This is a genomic window from Micromonospora sp. LHW51205, from assembly GCF_003315815.1.
GTDB classification, from domain to species: domain Bacteria; phylum Actinomycetota; class Actinomycetes; order Mycobacteriales; family Micromonosporaceae; genus Micromonospora; species Micromonospora chalcea.
In genome coordinates this window covers 380,073-396,061 of record NZ_QMEZ01000001.1, presented here as the reverse complement: position 1 = coordinate 396,061, position 15,989 = coordinate 380,073, and the positions used below count along the sequence as shown (strand labels likewise).

The following is a 15,989-nucleotide window of genomic DNA, read 5'->3' as shown; positions in this document are numbered from 1 at the left end:
GGGACCTCCGCGTCCCATCCTGAGAAGCGCGTCACCCACTCACTTCCGAAGGCTTGAACCGCCATGACGAGACCCACGCCCGAGACCCTCGCCCACACCGCCCGTCGTGCCCGTTCCGGCACCGGCGCGGCCGGTGACTCCGACTCCGCCGCCCGCCCCGGCCGTGCCGCCCCGGCGGCCGCCACCACCGAGACGCCCGTACGGGAGCCCGCCACCGCGCAGGTCTCGGGCGCCGGTTCGCTCGTGCGGTCGCTGGAGGCGCTCGGCGTCGACGTGGTCTTCGGCATTCCGGGCGGTGCGATCCTGCCCGCGTACGACCCGCTCTACGACTCCACGGTCCGCCACATCCTGGTCCGGCACGAGCAGGGCGCCGGGCACGCGGCCACCGGTTACGCGCAGGCCACCGGCCGGGTGGGCGTCTGCATCGCCACCTCCGGCCCGGGCGCGACGAACCTGGTGACGCCGATCGCCGACGCCTACATGGACTCGGTGCCGATGGTGGCGATCACCGGCCAGGTGGCCCGGCCGTCGATCGGCACGGACGCCTTCCAGGAGGCGGACATCCAGGGCATCACGCTGCCGATCACCAAGCACAACTTCCTGGTGCAGACGGCCGACGAGATCCCGCGGGTGCTGGCCGAGGCGTTCCACCTGGCCGCGACCGGCCGGCCCGGCCCGGTGCTCGTCGACATCCCGAAGGACGTGCTCCAGGCGCCGGCGACCTTCTCCTGGCCGCCCACGCTCGACCTGCCCGGCTACCGGCCCACGCTGCACCCGCACGGCAAGCAGATCCGCGAGGCGGCCCGGCTGATGACCTCGGCCCGCCGTCCGGTGCTCTACGTCGGCGGCGGCGTGCTCAAGGCCGGCGCCACCGAGGGGCTGCGCAAGCTGGCCGAGCAGACCGGCATCCCGGTGGTCACCACGCTGATGGCGCTGGGCGCGTTCCCCGACTCGCACCGTCAGCACCTGGGCATGCCGGGCATGCACGGCACCGTGGCCGCGGTCTACGGCCTGCAGAAGGCCGACCTGATCGTGGCGCTGGGCGCCCGCTTCGACGACCGGGTGACCGGCAAGCTCGACTCGTTCGCGCCGGACGCGACTGTGGTCCACGCCGACATCGACCCGGCCGAGATCGGCAAGAACCGGCACGCCGACGTCCCGATCGTGGGCGACGCGCGGCACGTCATCGACGAGCTGATCGCGGCGGTCACCGCCGAGCAGGCCGCGCACCCGTCGGTGGACCTGACCGACTGGTGGGCGCAGCTCGACGACCTGCGCGAGCGGTACCCGCTCGGTTTCGAGGAGCCGGCCGACGGCACGCTCTCCCCGCAGTACGTGATCAAGCGGCTGGGCGAGATCGCCGGCCCGGACGCGATCTACGTGGCGGGCGTCGGCCAGCACCAGATGTGGGCCAGCCAGTTCATCTCGTACGAGAAGCCGCACACCTGGCTCAACTCCGGTGGCCTGGGCACCATGGGCTACGCCGTCCCGGCCGCGATGGGGGCCAAGGTCGGCAAGCCGGACACCACCGTGTGGGCGGTCGACGGCGACGGCTGCTTCCAGATGACCAACCAGGAGCTGGCCACCTGCGCGCTGGAGGGTATCCCGGTCAAGGTCGCCGTGATCAACAACGGCAACCTGGGCATGGTGCGGCAGTGGCAGACCCTGTTCTACGGGGAGCGCTACTCCAACACCGAGCTGGGCACGCACAAGCACCGCATCCCGGACTTCGTCAAGCTCGCCGAGGCGCTCGGCTGCGTCGGGCTGCGCTGCGAGAACGCCGCCGACGTGGACAAGACCATCGAGGCGGCCATGGCGATCAACGACGCGCCGGTGGTCATCGACTTCGTGGTCGGCAAGGACGCGATGGTCTGGCCGATGGTCGCCGCCGGCACCAGCAACGACGAGATCATGTTCGCGCGGGGCGTGCGCCCTGCTTTCGACGAGGACGAACTCTAAATGACGATGCACACGCTCTCCGTGCTGGTGGAGAACAAGCCGGGCGTCCTGGCCCGGGTCTCCGGGCTGTTCTCCCGGCGCGGGTTCAACATCGACAGCCTCGCCGTCGGCGAGACCGAGAACCCGGACGTCTCCCGCATCACCATCGTGGTCAACGCCGAGTCCTCGCCGCTGGAGCAGGTGACCAAGCAGCTCAACAAGCTGGTCAACGTACTCAAGATCGTGGAGCTGGATCCGCAGGTGTCGGTGGCGCGGGAGCTGCTGCTGGTCAAGGTCCGCGCGGACCGCACGGCCCGCGCCCAGGTGCTGGAGACGGTCGGCCTGTTCCGTGCCCGGGTGGTCGACGTCGCGCCGGACACGCTGACGATCGAGGCCACCGGCACGCCGGACAAGCTCGACGCGCTGCTGCGTGACCTGGAGCCGTTCGGCATCAAGGAGATGGTCCAGTCCGGCACGGTGGCCATCGGGCGGGGTTCCCGGGCCATCACCGCCGGCCCGGCCCTGCGCGCCGCCTGATCCGTACCCACAAGTTTTTTCGACGGGCCGACGGGCTCCGCCGTACGAAAGGGAAGTCAATGAGCGTTGAGGTGTTCTACGACGACGACGCCGACCTGGGCCTGATCCAGGGCCGCAAGGTCGCCGTGATCGGGTACGGCAGCCAGGGCCACGCGCACGCGCTGTCGCTGCGCGACTCGGGCGTCGACGTGGTGATCGGCCTGCCCGCCGGGTCGAAGAGCCGGCCGAAGGCCGAGGAGCAGGGCCTGCGGGTGCTCACGCCCGCCGAGGCGGCCGCCGAGGCCGACGTGATCATGATCCTGGCGCCGGACACGGCCCAGCGGCACATCTACGCCGAGGCCATCGCGCCGAACCTGACCGCGGGCAAGGCGCTGTTCTTCGGGCACGGCTTCAACATCCGGTACGGCCTGATCAAGCCCCCGGCCGACGTGGACGTGGCGATGGTCGCCCCGAAGGGCCCCGGTCACCTGGTCCGCCGCCAGTACGTCGACGGCAAGGGCGTGCCCTGCCTGGTCGCCGTCGAGCAGGACGCCAGCGGCAACGCGTTCGGCCTGGCTCTGGCGTACGCCAAGGCGATCGGCGGCACCCGCGCCGGCGCGATCCGGACCACGTTCACCGAGGAGACCGAGACCGACCTGTTCGGCGAGCAGGCGGTGCTCTGCGGCGGCGCGGCGGCGCTGGTGCAGACCGGTTTCGAGGTGCTCACCGAGGCCGGCTACGCGCCCGAGGTGGCCTACTTCGAGTGCCTGCACGAGCTGAAGCTGATCGTCGACCTGATGTACGAGGGCGGCATCGCCCGGATGCGCTACAGCATCTCCGACACCGCCGAGTACGGCGACCTGTCCCGTGGCCCGCGCGTGATCGACTCGCGGGTCAAGGAGGAGATGCGCAAGATCCTCGGCGAGATCCAGTCCGGCGAGTTCGCCCGCGAGTGGGTGGCCGAGGACGAGGCCGGCCGGCCGAACTTCGCCAAGTGGCAGGCCGAGGGCGCGGCGCACCCGATCGAGGAGACCGGGCAGAAGCTGCGCGGCATGATGAGCTGGGTCGACCGGCCGATCACCGAGACCGTCTGAGTTCTTCCCTCGTGCGGCCCGTGGCCCGACGCTCTCCCCGGCGTCCGGCCGCGGGCCGCCGTGCGTTCACGTGTTGAGACACGGTGAGTAGCGCCTCGTCCCGTACCGCACCCGTTAACGGGGGATGACGGGCGTGCGACGGGCCTTTGTGAGGGCCCTCACCCCGCACTCCGGGACACGCCGGGCGGGCAGCCACCTACCATCCTTGGTGTGGTGCCCCGGCGCACCCGACGGCCATGGCACGGATCGGCGTAGGGCGCAGCGCGGCGCCCCGGCGTCCCAGGCCGCACCATTACCGAGCGTCTACGAGGACCGATGAATCCTGTCGTACTGATCGCCGAAGAACTCGCCCCCGCCGCCATCGAGGTGCTCGCCCACGACTTCGACGTGCGGCACGTGGACGGCACCGATCGCCCGGCCCTGCTCTCCGCCCTCTCCGAGGCCGACGCGGTGATCGTACGCAGCGCCACCCAGATCGACGCCGAGGCGATCGCGGCCGCGCCGCGGCTCAAGGTGGTCGCCCGGGCCGGCGTCGGTCTGGACAACGTCGAGGTGCCCGCCGCCACCGCCCGGGGCGTCATGGTGGTGAACGCGCCCACCTCGAACATCGTCTCCGCCGCCGAGCAGGCCGTCGCGCTGCTGCTCGCGGTGGCCCGCAACACCGCCAGCGCCAGCGCCGCGCTCAAGGCCGGCGAGTGGAAGCGGTCCAAGTACACCGGCGTGGAGATCCAGGGCAAGACCGTGGGCGTGGTCGGCCTCGGCCGCATCGGCGTGCTGTTCGCCCAGCGCATCGCCGCGTTCGGCACCCGGCTGATCGCGTACGACCCGTACATCCAGCCGGCCCGCGCCGCGCAGCTCGGTGTCCGCCTGGTCGGGCTGGAGGAGCTGCTGCGGGAGAGCGACTTCATCTCGATCCACCTGCCGAAGACGCCGGAGACGGTGGGCCTGATCGGCGAGAAGGAGCTGGCGATCGTCAAGCCGGGCGTCCGGATCGTCAACGCGGCCCGGGGCGGGCTGGTCGACGAGCAGGCGCTCGCCGACGCGATCGCGGAGGGCCGGGTCGCCGGCGCCGGCGTCGACGTGTACGCCAAGGAGCCGTGCACCTCCTCGCCGCTGTTCGCCTTCGACAACGTGGTGGCCACCCCGCACCTGGGCGCCTCCACCAACGAGGCGCAGGACAAGGCCGGTCTGGCCGTGGCCAAGAGCGTCAAGCTGGCGCTCCAGGGCGAGTTCGTGCCGGACGCGGTGAACGTGCAGGCCGGCGGCGTGGTCGCCGAGGACGTACGCCCGCTGCTGCCGCTGGCCGAGCGGCTGGGCCGGGCGTTCACCGCCCTGGCCGGCGGGGTGGCCGCCAGCGTCACCGTCGAGGTGCGCGGTGAGATCGCCGCCCACGACGTGTCGGTGCTCAAGCTGGCCGCGACCAAGGGCCTGTTCAGCTCCGTGGTGGAGGAGCAGGTCACCTACGTCAACGCGCCGCACCTGGCGGCCGAGCGGGGTGTCGAGGTCACGCTGGCCACGCCGGGCGAGACGGTCGACCACCCGAACCTGGTGACCGTGCGCGGCGCGCTGCCGGACGGCCGTACCGTCCGGGTGTCCGGCACCGTGGTGCACACCGGCGCCCGGGACGTGTTCAAGCTGACCGAGGTGGACGGCTTCGACGTCGAGATCGGCGCGGAGGGCATCCTGGTCTTCCTGCGCTACGCCGACCGGCCCGGCGTGGTCGGCACCGTCGGCACGCTGCTCGGCGAGGCCGGCGTCAACATCGCCGCCATGCAGGTGGCCCGCCGTGAGGCCGGTGGCGAGACGCTGATGACGCTCACCGTCGACCAGGCGCTCGGCGCCGACCTGCTCACCTCCGCCGCCGACTCGATCGGCGCGGTGGCGGCCAGCGCGGCCGACCTGCGCGACGTGTAGTCCGGACAGGACACATCGGGGCCCGGCCGGATGCGGCCGGGCCCTTCGTCGTTCCGGCCGGTCAGGAACGCACGCGGGCCGGTGGCGGGTAGACCGAGCCGTCCTGCGCGTCGAAGAGCATCAGGTCGTGTTCGCCGGCCAGCCGTTCGATGTCCAGCAGGACCTGGTCCGGGCAGGTCGGGTTCAGGTTCATCTCGATGTGGTCGGCGGCCGTGTGCAGCGGCGCCTCCCAGGGCGTACCCGGCCGGGTCGGACCGTCGGGGTAGCTCGCCGTGATCGCCCGGTAGAAGGCGACCAGCCTCGGGTCGGGTTGCTGCTTGCCGTGCCAGCCCTCGCGGCACTGCTGCACCGCCGCCCGCACCTGCTCCGGTGTCGCCCCGTTCGGCAGGGCCCACACGCTCAGATCGAAACTCACGGCGGACAGCGTGCCATCCCGGGCCCGGCCCGTCACCTCTGCCCCACCGTGCGTTCACCGGCTGATTGCCGACACCGATTCCCCGGCGTCCGCTGTGGAGACTCTTGCGTCGAGTTGCGTCGATTCGCTAGCGTACCGTTGCGGTTTCCGGCTGAGTCGATTCCCCGGCCCGTCTTCGGGTGGCGCGGTCGGGCGTCCGCCCCGTCGGCCCGCACCCCTCGATTGCGCGAGCCACGCGCACTCGTCGCTGACCGGCCCCCACGGTCGTTGCCGAGACCGCGGGGGCCGATCGCGGCTCAGCGCCGGTGCTGCGCGAACAGCGGGCGGTAGTCCGAGTCCTGGCGGAACCAGGCCAGTCCGGCCGGTCCGGCGGCGTACAGGGCGGTGGCGTAGGCGTCGGCGACGGCGAGGTCCGGGCCGATCACGGTGGCGGCCGCCAGGCGGTCGGTCGGCTCGCCGGTGTGCGGGTCGATCACGTGCCCCCGCCGCCCGGTGACACCGGAGGTGCCCACCGCGCCGGTCGTCATCTCCAGCACGAGCGGCGTGCGCCGGGTGTCGGTGGGGTGGTGCACGGCCACGCGCCACGGCCCGCCGTGCGCCGCGCGCCCGCGTACCGTCAGGTCGGCGCCGCTGAGCACGGCGTAGTCGTGGATGCCGGCGGCGCGCAACCGCGCCGCGGCCCGCTCCACGGCCCAGCCGCCGAGCAGGCCGCCCGGGTCGAAGCCGCCGGGCACCGCCCAGGCGTCGAACCAGCCGTCGGTCGCCGCCCGCATCGACGCGCAGAGGTCGATCAGGTCGGCCAGCGGGGGGTACGAGTCGGGGCTGATCTCGTCGCGGCGCAGCCGGGAGACGAGGCTGTCCGGCCGGTTCGGTCCGTAGGTGAGGTCGATGGCGCGCAGTTCGGCGACGGCGTCCCGCAGCGCCTCGCCCACCACCCGGTGGCCCAGCCACTCGGGCGCGTTGAGCAGCAGTGTGTAGTCGGCGGTCGAGGTGGCCACCGTGTGCCGGACGGTGATCCGGCCGGACGCGCCGGCGCCGGGCCGCTCGACGCGGTGGCTGCTGGCGCCCAGGTGCAGGTCCGGACGGACCGGGCGGAACGCGGACTGGTCGACCCAGCGGGTACGTGGTTGCTCGTCCGCCCAGTGGGTCCGCCGGTGCTCGATCCGCATGACACCTGCCCCTCGGTGGTCGCCGCCGTGTCGCGGCGGTGGCCGGTTCCGGGCCTGCGTCGACCCGATGAAACCCGACCCTAAGCAGTGGAGATGACCGCGCCATGGGTGTCAGCTGGGAGGATCCTGTGACTCGCGTTCCCGAATGGTGGAAGATTCGTACCGGGGGACGGGACACCGACGTACCGTTGCCGGGAACGTCGAGACGAGGAGCATCAGGTGGCACGCATCGCGGTGGTGGCCGGTGACGGCATCGGACCCGAGGTGGTCGCGCAGGCCCGCAAGGTCCTCGACGCGGTGCTGCCCGGCATCGAGGCCACCGAGTACGACCTGGGCGCGGCGCGCTGGCACCGCACCGGCGAGGCGCTGCCCGACTCCGTCCTCGACGAGCTGGCCGGTCACGACGCGATCCTGCTCGGCGCGGTCGGCGACCCGACCGTGCCGCCGGGCGTGCTGGAGCGCGGCCTGCTGCTCAAGCTCCGGTTCGCCTTCGACCAGTACGTCAACCTGCGCCCGTCCCGGCTCTGGCCCGGCGTCGGCGGCCCGCTCGCCGCGGTCAAGCCCGGCGAGGTCGACCTCGTGGTGGTCCGCGAGGGCACCGAGGGGCTGTACGCGGGCGCCGGAGGCGCGCTGCACCGGGACACCCCGGCCGAGGTGGCCACCGAGGAGAGCCTGAACACCCGGCACGGCGTCGAGCGGGTCATCCGCGACGCCTTCGCCCGCGCCCGCCGTCGCGAACGGCGCAAGGTCACGCTCGTGCACAAGACCAACGTGCTCACCCACGCCGGTTCGCTCTGGTCGCGCGCCTTCGCCGCGGTGGCCGCCGAGCACCCCGACGTCACCACCGAGTACCAGCACATCGACGCCGCAGCGATGTTCCTGGTGACCAACCCGTCCCGGTACGACGTGGTGGTCACCGACAACCTCTTCGGCGACATCCTCACCGACATCGCCGCCGCGGTGACCGGTGGCATCGGGCTGGCGGCCAGCGGCTGCATCAACCCGGAGGGGCGCTACCCGTCGATGTTCGAGCCGGTGCACGGCTCCGCGCCGGACATCGCCGGCAAGGGCGTCGCCGACCCGGTCGCCGCCGTGCTCTCCGCCGCGCTGCTGCTGGACCAGCTCGGCCACGCCGACGCCGCCGCCCGGGTCACCGCCGCGGTCGGCGCCGAGCTGGCCGCGCGCACGCCTGGCGCGCCGCTGCGCACCGAGGAGGTCGGCGACCGGCTCGCCGGGTACGCCGTATCCTGACCGGGCCGATCCTCACCTGGCGGCCCGGTAACGGGCCGCCAGACCCGTCTCCGGGCCCGATTCGGCGGTCCGGTGCGGCGCAGCCGTGCGAGGGGCGGACCTATCCGCTGAACGACCGTTCGGGGTAAGTTTCTGGCACCAGTGACGTCGGCGTGCGATCCCGCATGCCGTGAACCCGCAGGGAGGTCAGCGCGATGAGCGGTGGTGACAAGCTCGATTTCGAGATCCGTCCGAATCCCGCGCCGGTATCCGCCGCCGACCGGGCCGCCCTGCTGGCGAACCCCGGTTTCGGCCGGGTCTTCACCGACCACATGGTCACCATCCGCTACGCCGAGGGTAAGGGCTGGTACGACGCCCGCCTGGAGGCGCGCGCGCCGATCCCGATGGACCCGGCCGCGGCGGTGCTGCACTACGCGCAGGAGATCTTCGAAGGGCTGAAGGCGTACCGCACCGGCGACGCGGTGACGATGTTCCGCCCGGAGGCCAACGCGGCCCGGTTCAGCGCGTCCGCCCGCCGGCTCGCCATGCCGGAGCTGCCGGAGGCGACGTTCGTGGAGTCGCTGCGCCGTCTGGTCGAGATCGACCAGGCGTGGATCCCGGAGCACGAGGACGCCAGCCTCTACCTGCGTCCGTTCATGTTCGCCAGCGAGGTCTTCCTCGGCGTGCGCCCGGCCAACGAATACCTGTACTGCGTCATCGCCTCGCCGGCCGGGGCGTACTTCTCCGGCGGGGTGAAGCCGGTGACGGTCTGGGTCTCGCCGGACTACACCCGGGCCGCGCCCGGCGGCACCGGCGCGGCGAAGTGCGGCGGCAACTACGCCGCGTCGCTCGCGGCGCAGGCCGAGGCGATCGAGGCGGGCTGCGACCAGGTGGTCTTCCTGGACGCGGTCGAGCGGCGCTACGTGGACGAGCTGGGCGGCATGAACGTCTTCTTCGTCTACGACGACGGCAGCATCGTCACCCCGCCGCTGGGCGGCACGATCCTGCCCGGCATCACCCGCGACGCGATCCTCACCCTGGCCGCCGAGGCCGGGCACGAGGTGCGGGAGGCGCCGGTCAGCTTCGCCGACTGGCAGGCCGACGCGGCGAGCGGGCGGCTGCGCGAGGTGTTCGCCTGCGGCACGGCCGCTGTCGTCACCCCGATCGGCGGCGTGCGCTTCCCGGAGGGCGAGTTCCTCATCGGCGGCGGCGAGCCCGGCCAGGTCACCATGGCGCTGCGCCAGAAGCTGGTGGACATCCAGCGCGGTCGCGCCGAGGACCCGCACGGCTGGGTCACCCGGGTCATCTGACCGCCCGACCGCGCGGTGAGCAGCGAGTCCGCTCCCTGCTCACCGCGCGGCGTCAGTCCAGCAGGTGGGTGCGCAGCGACTCCAGTTGCGTCTCGGTGACGCCCGCGTGGGTCAGGTAACCCTCGACCGAGCCGTGGCCGGCGCGCAGCTCGGCCAGGAACAGCTCCATCGTCTCGGCCGGTGACTCCAGGAACGGCGGCGGCGGTTCCTCCGCGTCCGGCAGCGTGGCGCGGACCCACTCGGTGAAGCGCTGCGACGCCGCGGTGCTGAGCGCGTAGTCGGCGACCACGTCCTCGTCGGGCACCCCGAGCACGGAGAGCGTGAGCGCGCAGACGATGCCGGTGCGGTCCTTTCCGGCGACGCAGTGCACCACCACCGGCGCGTTGGCGCTGTCCGCGATCAGCCCGACCGCCTCGGCGAGCCCGGCGGTGCCGGTACGCGCCAGGTCGGCGTACCGGTCGGCCAGGTAGCGGGCCAGGCTGACGCCGGAGGCGTCGAACCGGTTCGCGCCCCAGTCGGCGTGCTCGGGGTGGATGTGCCGGTAGGCGAGCCCGTCGTAGGCGGGCACCCGCCCGTCGCGTTCCACCTCGGTGGGGCGGCGCAGGTCGATCACGGTACGGATGCCGAGCGCGGTGAACGCCGCCCGGTCGGTCTCGTCGATGCGGTGCAGCGAGTCGGAACGGTAGAGCCGGCCGCGGCGCACGGTGCGCCCGTCCTGAGCGGCGTATCCGCCGACGTCGCGGAAGTTGAACAGGGTGGGGAAGGGGCTCTGCGGGACGTCCACATCCGACACGGTACGGCCGGCGGGGCGTTCCCACGTCCCCGCCGGCCGTCGCCGCGGTGTCAGATGCGCGGCGGCACGTCCGGCGGCAGCGCCGAGTGGCTCTCGCCGTAGTAGCCGCCGAGCCGGTCCCGGTAGCCCGGGTCGGCGTGGCTGGACTCGTCGTACTCCGGGGCGGCCTTGATCTGGTCCTTCTCCCGGTCGACGTGCACGGTGCGGGCGTCGTGGTCGACGTGGTTCACGGTCCCGGCCGGGAGCATCACCTTCTTGCCGAAGATCCACGGCCCGGTGTCCACGACCAGGTAGCTGTCGTCCACCTCGTGGCTCGCCCGGTCGATCTTGCCGATGGCGCCGTCGGTGGCCTCGACCTTGTAGCCGGTCAGGTCGGCGCTCGCCACGCCCGCCTCGTCGCGGTAGCGCCACGGGTCGAAGGCGCCCGCCGGGGCGCCCCCGGCGACGGTGCCCCGGCCGTCGTCGAGGATCGGCTCGGTGCCGCCGTGCGTGGCGCGCGGGTCCAGTCCGTCCATGTGCCGCCTCCCGTCCCCAGGGCCGCGGCCGTCGCGGCGCCGTCATCAGTCGGGAGGGTTACCCACCCTGTCCGGGCACCAACCCGCCGGCGGCCGGCCCGCCGACGCCGAGGGGCCGGCGCCACGGTGGTGACGCCGGCCCCTCGGGAGGTCGGCCCGCGCGGCGCCGGTCGGGCGCGTCCGAGCCGGTGGATCAGGCCAGCGCGGCCTCCGCGTCCAGGGTCACCGCGGCGGCGTGTACGACGGCGGCGATCCGCAGCCCCTCGTGCACCTGCTCCCGGCTGAACCCGGCGGCGCGCAGCGTCTTCTCGTGCGACTCCAGGCAGACGCCGCAGCCGGTGATCGCCGAGACGGCGAGGCACCACAGCTCGAAGTCGGTCTTCTCCACGCCGGGGCGGGCGATGATCTGCATCCGCAGCCGGGCCGGCAGCGACGCGTACTGCTCGTCGCCGATCAGGTGCTTGGCCCGGTAGTAGACGTTGTTCATCGCCATGACCGCAGCCGCGCCCTTGGCCGCCGCGACCGCCTCGGGCGTGAGGTGACCGGCCGCCTCGGCGGCGATCTCCCGCAGCACCACCGGGTTGCGGGCCGCCACCGCGCAGGCCAGGGCGGTGCCCCACGCCTGCTCCGGCTTCAGCGTCGAGGTGGTGATGGTGGAGCCGAGGTTGAGCCGGATGTCCTTGGCGTACTCGGGCAGGCCCGCCTTGATCGCGTCCAGGCCCATGGTCAGGCCCCGGCGCCGGCGAGGAGCGCGTTGGCGTCGAGCGTCGCGCCGCCCTTGTTCCAGTTGCACGGGCACAGCTCGTCGGTCTGGAGCGCGTCGAGCACCCGCAGCACCTCGGAGACGTTACGGCCGACCGAGCCGGCGGTCACCATGACGAACTGGATCTCGTTGTTCGGGTCCACGATGAAGGTGGCCCGCTGCGCGACACCGTCGGCGCCGAGCACGCCGCAGGCGGAGGTCAGCTCACGCTTGATGTCGCTGAGCATCGGGAAGGGCAGCTCGCGCAGGTCCGGGTGGTCCTTGCGCCAGGCGTAGTGGACGAACTCGTTGTCGACGGAGACGCCGAGCACCTGGGCGTCGCGGTCGGCGAACTCGCCGTTGAGACGGCCGAACTCGGCGATCTCGGTGGGGCAGACGAAGGTGAAGTCCTTCGGCCAGAAGAACACGACGCGCCACTGGCCCTCGTGGGACTTGTGGTTGATCGTCTCGAACGCCTTGTCGGCGTCGAGCGACACGCAGGCGGTGAGTTCGTACTCGGGGAAGTGGTCACCGACAGTGAGCACGGGTCCTCCTTGAGCGTGACCCGGCAGCACCGCCGGGCCAGTAACTGGATCTGTTCAAGATTCTTCCGCAGCCCTGTTTGCGCTCGTGGCGGGCGGTCGCCGGGTGTGAAGGCGGTCACCAGCCCCGCGATCGTCCCGGAATATGGGTTTCGCCTCCCAAAAGCGGGGGCGGGGTGGCAGAGTACTGGTCGTGACCAGCTTCGTCCTGATCATTAGCAGCTAGCGCGCCGGCCTTCCCTCGCCGAGCGCGCAGACCTCCCGCATCCGCGGGGGGTCTTTTTGTTTGCGCCCAGGACGGACACGAGAAGAGGACTCCGATGACCTTCCAGGTGTACGACACGACGCTGCGCGACGGCGCCCAGCGCGAAGGACTCACGTACTCGGTGGTCGACAAGCTGGCGGTGGCCCGCCTGCTCGACGACCTCGGGGTCGGCTTCATCGAGGGGGGCTGGCCGGGCGCGGTGCCCAAGGACACCGAGTTCTTCCGCCGGGCCCGCACCGAGCTGGAACTGCGGCACGCGATCCTGGTCGCCTTCGGCGCCACCCGCAAGGCCGGCCTCGCGGTCGAGGACGACCCGCAGGTGCGCGGGCTGCTCGACGCGCAGACCCCGGCCGTCGCCCTGGTCGCCAAGGCGGACCTGCGGCACGTGGAACGCGCGCTGCGCACCACCGCCGAGGAGAACCTCGCCATGATCCGCGACACCGTGTCGTACCTGGTGGCGCAGGGTCGGCGGGTCTTCGTCGACGGAGAGCACTGCTACGACGGGTTCCGCTTCGACCCGGGCTACACCACCGCTGTGGCGGAGACCGCGCTGGCCGCCGGCGCCGAGCGCTTCGTCCTCTGCGACACCAACGGCGGCATGCTGCCCTCCCAGGTCACCGCCGTGATCGAAGGGCTGGTGGCGCGCACCGGGATCGCGCCGGAACGGCTCGGCATGCACGCGCAGAACGACACCGCCTGCGCGGTCGCCAACACCATCGCCGCCGTCGAGGCCGGCGTCCGCCACGTGCAGGGCACCGCCAACGGGTACGGCGAGCGCCCCGGCAACGCCGACATCTTCGCGATCGTCGCCAATCTTCAGCTCAAGCTGGGCATGCCCGTCCTACCGGAGGGCTGCCTGGAACAGATGGTGCGGGTCTCGCACGCCATCGCCGAGATCGCCAACATCGCCCCCGACACCCACCAGGCCTACGTCGGGGCTGCCGCCTTCGCTCACAAGGCGGGGCTGCACGCGAGCGCGATCAAGGTCGACCCGTTGCTCTACAACCACGTGGAACCCACCGTGGTGGGCAACGACATGCGGATCCTGGTGACCGAGATGGCCGGCCGGGCCAGCATCGAGCTCAAGAGCCGTGAGCTCGGTCTGGACCTGGCCGGCCATCCGGACACCCTGTCCAAGGTCACCGGGCGGGTCAAGGAGCTGGAGGCCGATGGCTGGTCGTTCGAGGCCGCCGACGCCTCGTTCGAACTGCTGGTCCGCTCGGAACTGCCGGGCGCGGCGCCGGTCCGGCCGTTCACGCTGGAGTCGTACCGGGTGCTGGTCGAGCACCGCGAGGACGGCGCGGTGGTCTCCGAGGCCACGGTGAAGATCCGGGTACGCGGCGAGCGGGTGATCGCCACCGCCGAGGGCAACGGCCCGGTCAACGCGCTGGACGAGGCGTTGCGGGTGGCGCTGTCCCGGCACTACCCGGAGCTGCGCGAGTTCCAGCTGGCCGACTACAAGGTCCGCATCCTGGAGGGCAGCCACGGCACCGGCGCGGTGACGCGCGTACTCGTGGAGACCGCCGGGGCGGGCCGCGACTGGACCACCGTGGGCGTGCACCCGAACGTGGTCGAGGCCAGCTGGCACGCGCTCGTCGACGCGCTCACCTACGGCCTGGACCGGACCCGCGTGACGGGCGGGACCGCGGCCTGACTCACCCGGCCGGCAGGCGCAGCTCGGCCAGCAACGCGCGGTGGTCGCTGCCCGGCACCGGGAAGGTGCCGGCGGCGCGCACCGCGATGCGCCGGTCCACCAGGACGTGGTCGATGGTGACCGGCGGGATCGGGTCGCCGTCGTACGGCCCCCAGGTGCCGCCGAACCCGGCCCCGGCCGCGTCCGCCGCGTCGGTGTAACCGGTGGCGATCAGCTCCCGCAGCGCCGCGTGGTCGAGCGTCGCGTTGAAGTCCCCGGCCAGCACGCTCAGCCCGCCGTCCGGGGTGGCCGGCGGCTGGGCGCGCTGGTCGGTCCACCAGTCCGGCACCACGTCCACCGCGTACGGCGCGGCCGGGTGCGCCGACTCCACCCGTAACGGCGGCGCGCCCGGCACCGTCACCGTCGCGTACGCCTGGGTGAAGAAGAACCCCTGGTTGCGGCGGTGCCCGGTGTCGCGCAGCGGGTGGCGGGCGTACACGCCGGAGCCGGTGGAGCCGACCTCGGGGCTCAGCGACCGGTAGGGCAGCAGCGTGGCCAGGCCGAGCCGGTCCAGCTCGGCCGCGAGCGCCGGGGTGAGCTCCTGCACCGTGAGCACGTCCACCCGCCGGACCCGGGCCAGGTCGACAAGTCCCGCCGGGTCGGCCGAGCCGAGGCGCAGGTTGGCGGTGAGCAGCCGCAGCGTCGGCCCGTCGGCCGGGGGACGGGCGTCGGGGACCGCCCGGGGCGCCACCGCGCCGATCAACGACAGCGCGGCGAGGGCCGCGACCACCGCCGGGGCCCGGCGCCGCAGGGCGAGCGCCGACACCGCCACGACCGGGGCCAGCGCGGCGACGTACGGCGTGAAGGCGATCGCCAGCACCAGCGGACCGCGTTCCAGCCCGGCCAGGCGTACCAGCGCCCAGGCGGCGACCGGCGCCGCTGCCAGCCAGCACGCGGCGGTGGCCCAGCGGCCGCCCCGGGTGCCGCCCCGGGACAGGTCCGGCGCTGTGATCATGGCCGTCAGGCTACCCGGGTCCGCGCTGCCGCGATGCCCGGCGAAACAATTTCGTGAATGCTCGACCGCAATTTCTGAGCACTTTTTCGATCGGTCGGACACGCAATATGAGCTATTGACCGCCCGCGTTTTCCGGTGCTACGTTCCCCCTGGTTGAGACGTCGCGACTCTCTGTAGTAAGGCCAGCTCACGAGCGGTGCGCTCCCCGGGCGGATTCCCGATGATCCGCAATTTGACGCGCGCAGTCGCCGTATCACCACGGTTTAACCAAGGGAGAACTCATGGCCACATTCTTCAAGCGAAAGGCGACGGTGGTGGCGCTCGCCGCGCTGTCCCTCACCCTGGCCGGTGGCGGGATCGCCGCGGCCGCCCAGGCGGAGGCGCGACCCCAGCCCGGCGCCCGGCACAGCACCGCGCAGCCGCCGGTGACCGCCGCCGAGCGGCAGGCCGCCCGCGCCGCCATGCGGGCCACGCTGGCCCCGCCGGCCCCCGGTCAGGTCGCCTGGGCGGTCGTGTCGGCGAACGGGACGCTGCTGCAGCACTCCGGCAACGTGGTGTCCTCGCTCCGGTTCGTACCCGGCCCGGGCGTGTCCGCCGGGCAGTACCAGGTGCTGTTCGACTACGACGTGTCCGCCAAGGCGTACCACGTCTCGATCGGCACGAACGACTCGGCGAACGTGCCGCCGGGCGGCGAGATCTCGGCCGCGCCGCGCACGCTGACCCCCAACGCGGTCTTCGTGCAGACCCGCAACTCCACCGGCGGCTTCGCCGACCGGCCGTTCCACATCCTGGTCGCCAACTGACCCGTCCGGCCGCGCACCGGCCTCCGCTGCGGCGGGGGCCGGTGTCGTGTTCCGTCCCGGTCCCGCCCGGACCGATGGGGTTCGCGCCGTTGCCG

15 protein-coding genes are annotated in these 15,989 nt (G+C 72.7%); 8 read left to right on the top strand and 7 right to left on the bottom strand.

Annotation, left to right across the window (positions count from 1 at the left end; genetic code table 11):
* Positions 1 to 63: 63 nt before the first annotated feature.
* From DQE82_RS01835 to serA, 4 genes are all read left to right on the top strand, one after another.
* Positions 64 to 1,959, top strand: a complete 1,896-nt coding sequence (locus DQE82_RS01835) for an acetolactate synthase large subunit (protein ID WP_113971839.1) — start codon at positions 64 to 66, stop codon at positions 1,957 to 1,959.
* The gene (ilvN, locus tag DQE82_RS01830; RefSeq protein ID WP_018786257.1) at positions 1,960 to 2,475 is read left to right on the top strand and encodes an acetolactate synthase small subunit; all 516 of its coding nucleotides are present in this window, start codon (positions 1,960 to 1,962) and stop codon (positions 2,473 to 2,475) included.
* Between the two features lie 59 nt (positions 2,476 to 2,534).
* Positions 2,535 to 3,548 (top strand): ketol-acid reductoisomerase, encoded by a 1,014-nt coding sequence (gene ilvC / locus DQE82_RS01825; protein ID WP_113971838.1) that lies wholly within the window; start codon positions 2,535 to 2,537, stop codon positions 3,546 to 3,548.
* 315 nt (positions 3,549 to 3,863) lie between these two features.
* Positions 3,864 to 5,462 carry a phosphoglycerate dehydrogenase gene (gene serA / locus DQE82_RS01820; RefSeq protein WP_043325995.1) on the top strand — a complete coding sequence of 533 codons (1,599 nt, stop codon included), beginning with the start codon at positions 3,864 to 3,866 and terminating at the stop codon, positions 5,460 to 5,462.
* A 61-nt stretch (positions 5,463 to 5,523) separates the two neighbouring features.
* On the opposite strand, the gene DQE82_RS01815 is transcribed toward serA, so the two are convergent.
* Both DQE82_RS01815 and DQE82_RS01810 read right to left on the bottom strand, forming a co-directional pair.
* Positions 5,524 to 5,877 (bottom strand): hypothetical protein, encoded by a 354-nt coding sequence (locus DQE82_RS01815; protein WP_030500876.1) that lies wholly within the window; start codon positions 5,875 to 5,877, stop codon positions 5,524 to 5,526.
* A gap of 296 nt (positions 5,878 to 6,173) precedes the next feature.
* The gene (locus DQE82_RS01810; protein WP_043325992.1) at positions 6,174 to 7,046 is read right to left on the bottom strand and encodes an FAD:protein FMN transferase; all 873 of its coding nucleotides are present in this window, start codon (positions 7,044 to 7,046) and stop codon (positions 6,174 to 6,176) included.
* A 219-nt stretch (positions 7,047 to 7,265) separates the two neighbouring features.
* On the opposite strand from DQE82_RS01810, the gene DQE82_RS01805 reads away from it, so the two are divergent.
* Positions 7,266 to 8,297, top strand: coding sequence for a 3-isopropylmalate dehydrogenase (locus tag DQE82_RS01805; protein ID WP_030500874.1), 1,032 nt, complete (start codon positions 7,266 to 7,268; stop codon positions 8,295 to 8,297).
* Positions 8,298 to 8,491: 194 nt separating this feature from the next.
* On the top strand, positions 8,492 to 9,586 hold the full coding sequence (locus DQE82_RS01800; protein WP_043325988.1) for a branched-chain amino acid aminotransferase: 1,095 nt from the start codon (positions 8,492 to 8,494) through the stop codon (positions 9,584 to 9,586).
* A 52-nt stretch (positions 9,587 to 9,638) separates the two neighbouring features.
* Here the strand turns inward: DQE82_RS01800 and DQE82_RS01795 are convergent, their stop codons facing one another.
* The 4 genes from DQE82_RS01795 to DQE82_RS01780 all read right to left on the bottom strand — a co-directional run bounded on the left by DQE82_RS01795 (position 9,639) and on the right by DQE82_RS01780 (position 12,181).
* Positions 9,639 to 10,379 (bottom strand): tyrosine-protein phosphatase, encoded by a 741-nt coding sequence (locus DQE82_RS01795; protein WP_113971837.1) that lies wholly within the window; start codon positions 10,377 to 10,379, stop codon positions 9,639 to 9,641.
* A gap of 50 nt (positions 10,380 to 10,429) precedes the next feature.
* A complete protein-coding gene (locus DQE82_RS01790; protein ID WP_030500871.1) occupies positions 10,430 to 10,894 on the bottom strand; it encodes a hypothetical protein in 465 nt (154 codons plus the stop codon).
* A 193-nt stretch (positions 10,895 to 11,087) separates the two neighbouring features.
* Complete coding sequence (locus DQE82_RS01785; protein WP_104113885.1) at positions 11,088 to 11,618, bottom strand: carboxymuconolactone decarboxylase family protein; 531 nt, start codon at positions 11,616 to 11,618, stop codon at positions 11,088 to 11,090.
* A gap of 2 nt (positions 11,619 to 11,620) precedes the next feature.
* Positions 11,621 to 12,181 (bottom strand): peroxiredoxin, encoded by a 561-nt coding sequence (locus DQE82_RS01780; RefSeq protein WP_030500869.1) that lies wholly within the window; start codon positions 12,179 to 12,181, stop codon positions 11,621 to 11,623.
* Between the two features lie 317 nt (positions 12,182 to 12,498).
* On the opposite strand from DQE82_RS01780, the gene cimA reads away from it, so the two are divergent.
* Positions 12,499 to 14,097: a citramalate synthase gene (cimA, locus tag DQE82_RS01775; RefSeq protein WP_043325985.1), complete on the top strand. Its 1,599-nt coding sequence runs from the start codon at positions 12,499 to 12,501 to the stop codon at positions 14,095 to 14,097.
* 1 nt (position 14,098) lies between these two features.
* Here the strand turns inward: cimA and DQE82_RS01770 are convergent, their stop codons facing one another.
* Complete coding sequence (locus DQE82_RS01770) at positions 14,099 to 15,091, bottom strand: endonuclease/exonuclease/phosphatase family protein (RefSeq protein ID WP_113971836.1); 993 nt, start codon at positions 15,089 to 15,091, stop codon at positions 14,099 to 14,101.
* A gap of 281 nt (positions 15,092 to 15,372) precedes the next feature.
* Between DQE82_RS01770 and DQE82_RS01765 the strand changes: the two genes are divergently transcribed.
* Positions 15,373 to 15,894, top strand: a complete 522-nt coding sequence (locus DQE82_RS01765) for a hypothetical protein (RefSeq protein ID WP_043325982.1) — start codon at positions 15,373 to 15,375, stop codon at positions 15,892 to 15,894.
* Positions 15,895 to 15,989: the final 95 nt, after the last annotated feature.

Coding starts and splice junctions, on each gene's coding strand:
- DQE82_RS01835 (WP_113971839.1), top strand. CDS start 64: ATGACGAGACCCACGCCCGAGACCCTCGCCCACACCGCCCGTCGTGCC.
- ilvN (WP_018786257.1), top strand. CDS start 1,960: ATGACGATGCACACGCTCTCCGTGCTGGTGGAGAACAAGCCGGGCGTC.
- ilvC (WP_113971838.1), top strand. CDS start 2,535: ATGAGCGTTGAGGTGTTCTACGACGACGACGCCGACCTGGGCCTGATC.
- serA (WP_043325995.1), top strand. CDS start 3,864: ATGAATCCTGTCGTACTGATCGCCGAAGAACTCGCCCCCGCCGCCATC.
- DQE82_RS01810 (WP_043325992.1), bottom strand. CDS start 7,046: ATGCGGATCGAGCACCGGCGGACCCACTGGGCGGACGAGCAACCACGT.
- DQE82_RS01800 (WP_043325988.1), top strand. CDS start 8,492: ATGAGCGGTGGTGACAAGCTCGATTTCGAGATCCGTCCGAATCCCGCG.
- DQE82_RS01790 (WP_030500871.1), bottom strand. CDS start 10,894: ATGGACGGACTGGACCCGCGCGCCACGCACGGCGGCACCGAGCCGATC.
- DQE82_RS01785 (WP_104113885.1), bottom strand. CDS start 11,618: ATGGGCCTGGACGCGATCAAGGCGGGCCTGCCCGAGTACGCCAAGGAC.
- cimA (WP_043325985.1), top strand. CDS start 12,499: ATGACCTTCCAGGTGTACGACACGACGCTGCGCGACGGCGCCCAGCGC.
- DQE82_RS01770 (WP_113971836.1), bottom strand. CDS start 15,091: ATGATCACAGCGCCGGACCTGTCCCGGGGCGGCACCCGGGGCGGCCGC.
- DQE82_RS01765 (WP_043325982.1), top strand. CDS start 15,373: ATGGCCACATTCTTCAAGCGAAAGGCGACGGTGGTGGCGCTCGCCGCG.